Source organism: Myxococcus sp. AM009, assembly GCF_013372605.1.
Taxonomy (GTDB): Bacteria; Myxococcota; Myxococcia; order Myxococcales; family Myxococcaceae; genus Myxococcus; species Myxococcus vastator.
Genome location: NZ_JABXEP010000303.1, coordinates 1 through 3427 on the forward strand (window position 1 = coordinate 1; position 3427 = coordinate 3427).

The following is a 3427-nucleotide window of genomic DNA, read 5'->3' on the forward strand; positions in this document are numbered from 1 at the left end:
GTGGTGGTGGCTGCGCGCACGCGCCTCCTCGGGTGTCCCCGGAGCTGAGCGCCCGGCTGGCGTCGGAGCCGGGCACCTGGGTGTCCGGCAGCGCCGTGGGCCTGGGGCGCAAGGCCGTCCTCAACAACAAGGACTTCATCTGGGGCCTGGCCTTCGCGCCCCGAGGCGCCCGGGTGGCGTACTCGCGCCTGGGCAGCAAGTCCTACTTCCTCTCCGTCTGGGAGCTGGGCGCCGCCGAGCCGACGATGCTGGCGGACCCGGCCATCAACCCCTACGAGTTCGACGTGGAGGGCGTGGCCTTCTCCCCGGATGGCACGCGCGTGGCCACCGCGGGCAAGGACCGCGTGGTGCGCCTCTTCGACGCGGCCACCGGCGCGCTCGTGGCGGAGCGCCGCACCGAGGAGCCGCTGTCCGTGGTGGCCTTCCACCCGGAGGGGCAGTGGCTGGTGGTGGGCAGCTACCAGGGGTTGATGACGGTGCTGTCGGCGCCCGCGCTGGAGTACGCCTCCGAGGAGCGCGGACACGTGGGGCCGGTGACGGCGCTGGCCTTCGCGCCGGAGGGGACGCTGTATTCGGGCGGCTGGGACAAGCACGTGCGGGCCTGGCGCACCTCCGTGGAGGGGCTGCGGCCGGGGCAGGCGCGCATGCGCTTCGAGCGGCGCGCCGGCTCCGTGGTGCTGGGTGGCACGGTGAATGACAAGGCGCCGCTGTCCTTCGCGCTGGATGCGCGCGCGCCCGCGCTGGTGCTCACCAGCGAGGCGGCCGCCTCGGCGGGCATCGACGTGCCCTTCCTGAAGGAGACGGTCAACGTGCCGGGGCCGCTGGGCACCATCGCCGCGCGGCTCGCGCCCGCGCAGTCCCTGCGCTTCAAGTCCATGCGGGTGGAGGGCGTGGACGTCGCCGTCTGCGACGCGTGCGTGCCGCAGGGCACCCAGGGCGTGCTGGGCGCGCCCTTCTCCGAGCGGGTGGAGGTGGCCTTCGACGAAGTCACGCAGGAGGCCGTGCTCACGCTGAAGGGCGGCCCGCCCGAGGGCGCGGCGGCGGTGGACGCGCTGGTGCTCGCGCGGCGCTCGGAGTTTCCCTTCCCGGCCTATGTGAGCGACGTCACGGTGGACGCGCGCGGCCAGCGGCTGGGCGTGGGGCTGTCGGAGCAGAAGCCGGAGCGGGACCGCGCCGTGTACGAGCGCGAGCGCCAGGGCGTGGAGGAGCCGCAAGGCCCCTTCAACGCGGGCGCGCTGGTGGACGCGAAGTCGGGCCAGGTGCTGGCGAAGTGGCCGGTGCACCGGGGCGTGGTGTCCACGGCGGCCATCTCCCCGGACGGGCGCTCGCTGGCCAGCGGCGGCTGGGACAAGCGCGTGTACCTGTTCACCGAAGGGGACGCGGGCGCGCGCGGCGAGCACCGCTTCGACTGGTCCGTGCGGCGCGTGCGCTTCAGCCCGGACGGACGCTGGCTGGGCGTGGCCGCGTGGACGCCCCAGGTGGCCAGCCGCGACGGGGACAGCGACCCGGCGGCGGTGCTGCTGGACGTGGGCTATGCGTCGCCCACCGTGCAGGGGCCAGTCGCTGCTGGCGCGTCCGCCGCTCAGTAGTTGAGGTGGATGTCGCCCGCGGGCATGCCGCGGGCCTGGAGCGTCGTCATCACGCCCCGCACCATCTCCTTCTGTCCACAGAGGAAGGCCACCGCGGCCTGCACGGGCCCTTCACCCAGGTGGGCCTGCACGTAGCCCGTGAGGCCCTGCCAGCCGCTGGCGCCGGGCTGGCTGACGGTGCGCACCACGCGCATCCCGCCGGCCTCCCACTCGTGGAGCTCGTCCGCGTAGGCGAAGGCGCCCGGTGTGCGCGCGCCGAAGTAGAGCGTCACCTGGCCGTAGGCCCGGCGCTCCTGCTGGATGCTGGTGATGACGGAGCGGATGGCGGAGATGCCGGAGCCGGTGGCGAACAGGAGCACGTCCTGTCCCCGGGCGCGCTCCAGCGGGAAGCCCCGCCCCTCCGGCCTCGACACGTCGACGTGGGCGCCCCGAGGCAGGTGGATGAGGGCGTCGGGCAGCGGGCTGCCCACCTTGAGGAGGAACTCCCACTGCGTCCCCGGGCGGCCGGGCGGGGAGGCGATGGCGAAGAGCCCCTGCCCCACGCCAGGCAGGCGCAGGTGGACGTATTGGCCCGGCCGCTCATGGGTGCCCGCCAGGGGCGTGCCCTGGACGTCCAGCACCAGGTCGGTGAGGCCATCTGCGGCGGGTGCACTGTCAGTGACGGTGGCCGGGTGCCAGTCGGGCATGTCGGGGTTTTAACCTACGCGCCCGGCGCGTGCCGCCCCTGGTAGCCTGAGGGGGTGAAGAGTCTGCTCTGGATTGTCTTGTTCATGCTGGGCCTGGCCGGCGTGGTGATTCCGCTGACGTACCTCTACACGGCGAGCAAGCTGCCGCCGCTGGAGAGCGAATTCGACGTGGAGAAGCAGCTCAAGCACAGCATCGAAGGCGAGCGGATGAGCCTTCGGGCGGGGCAGTCCCAGCGCAACCCGCGCCCCATCACCTTCGTGCGGCCGGACTTCTCCAAGCTGCCCAAGGACCTGGTGGCCCTCTACATCCGCCACATGGAGTGCCCCCGGTACTTCCAGACGCCGCGCGAGGACGGGCCCGCGTGGGCCTGGCGGCTGTTCCTGGGCGCCACCGTGGGCACGTCGCCGCCGGGAGACGGCTCGTGTGAGCGCATCCTGGCCATGCGCATCGCCGCCGCGCTGGGCATCGAGGGCACGCGAGAGCGTTCCGTGGCCGCGCACCGCATCCACACCTTCATGCAGAAGGACCAGCTCATCGCGTACGACTTGTCCATCATCTACTTCGAGCGCGGCATCGTCGGCGTGGAGGACGCGGCCCTGGCGCTCTTCGGCCGTGAGCTGAGTGAGTTGAAGCTGGAGGAGCTCGCCGAGCTGCAGCTGGCCCTGCCGCCGTACTCCGACTACTCCGGCATCAAGACGTGCAAGAACCCCACGGAGCTGCGGAAGTACCGCAACCAACTGCTGGAGGACCTCGCTGCCTGGCGGCTGGTGAGCAAGGACCGCGCCATCGCCGCCATGAACGAGCCGATGTCCTGCGCGCTCTGAGCGGCGTCAGCGAATCATCCCCGCCACGCCCGTCACCTTCTTGAGCAGGTCGATGCGGGCGTGGACGCTGGTGTCGGCCCGCGCGTCGTGGCGGTACTTCGCCAGCAGGTTGCGCGCGGCGTTGGCCTTGGGCGCGTCCAGCTTCCCGCTCGTCTCCAGCCGGTCCACTCGGCGCTCCAGCCGGTCGATGCTCTGGAGGATGTCCTCCAGCGTGGGGGCGGAGGCTTTCAGGGGCCGGGGCGGCGCGACGCGGGTGACCTCGGCGCGCGGGGCCGGCCGCGGACGCTCCGCGCCATCAGGCGGGGCCGGCGCGACGGCGGCCCCGCC

3 protein-coding genes and 1 pseudogene are annotated in these 3427 nt (G+C 72.9%); 2 read left to right on the plus strand and 2 right to left on the minus strand.

Translation table 11 applies throughout. From position 1 onward, the window contains the following. Positions 1 to 1589, plus strand: a 1589-nt coding sequence (locus tag HV824_RS35215; RefSeq protein WP_176425222.1) for a WD40 repeat domain-containing protein, incomplete at its 5' end; no start/stop codon positions are given. On the opposite strand, the gene HV824_RS35220 is transcribed toward HV824_RS35215, so the two are convergent. After that, on the minus strand, positions 1583 to 2275 hold the full coding sequence (locus HV824_RS35220) for an NAD-binding oxidoreductase (protein WP_163786710.1): 693 nt from the start codon (positions 2273 to 2275) through the stop codon (positions 1583 to 1585). The two genes, HV824_RS35215 and HV824_RS35220, sit on opposite strands and share 7 nt — an antisense overlap. 54 nt (positions 2276 to 2329) lie before the next feature. Between HV824_RS35220 and HV824_RS35225 the strand changes: the two genes are divergently transcribed. Further along, a complete protein-coding gene (locus HV824_RS35225) occupies positions 2330 to 3100 on the plus strand; it encodes a transglycosylase domain-containing protein (RefSeq protein ID WP_368738142.1) in 771 nt (256 codons plus the stop codon). Between the two features lie 6 nt (positions 3101 to 3106). On the opposite strand, the pseudogene HV824_RS35230 reads toward HV824_RS35225, so the two are convergent. Further along, positions 3107 to 3427 (minus strand): annotated as a pseudogene (locus HV824_RS35230) (serine/threonine protein kinase); the annotation flags it as partial.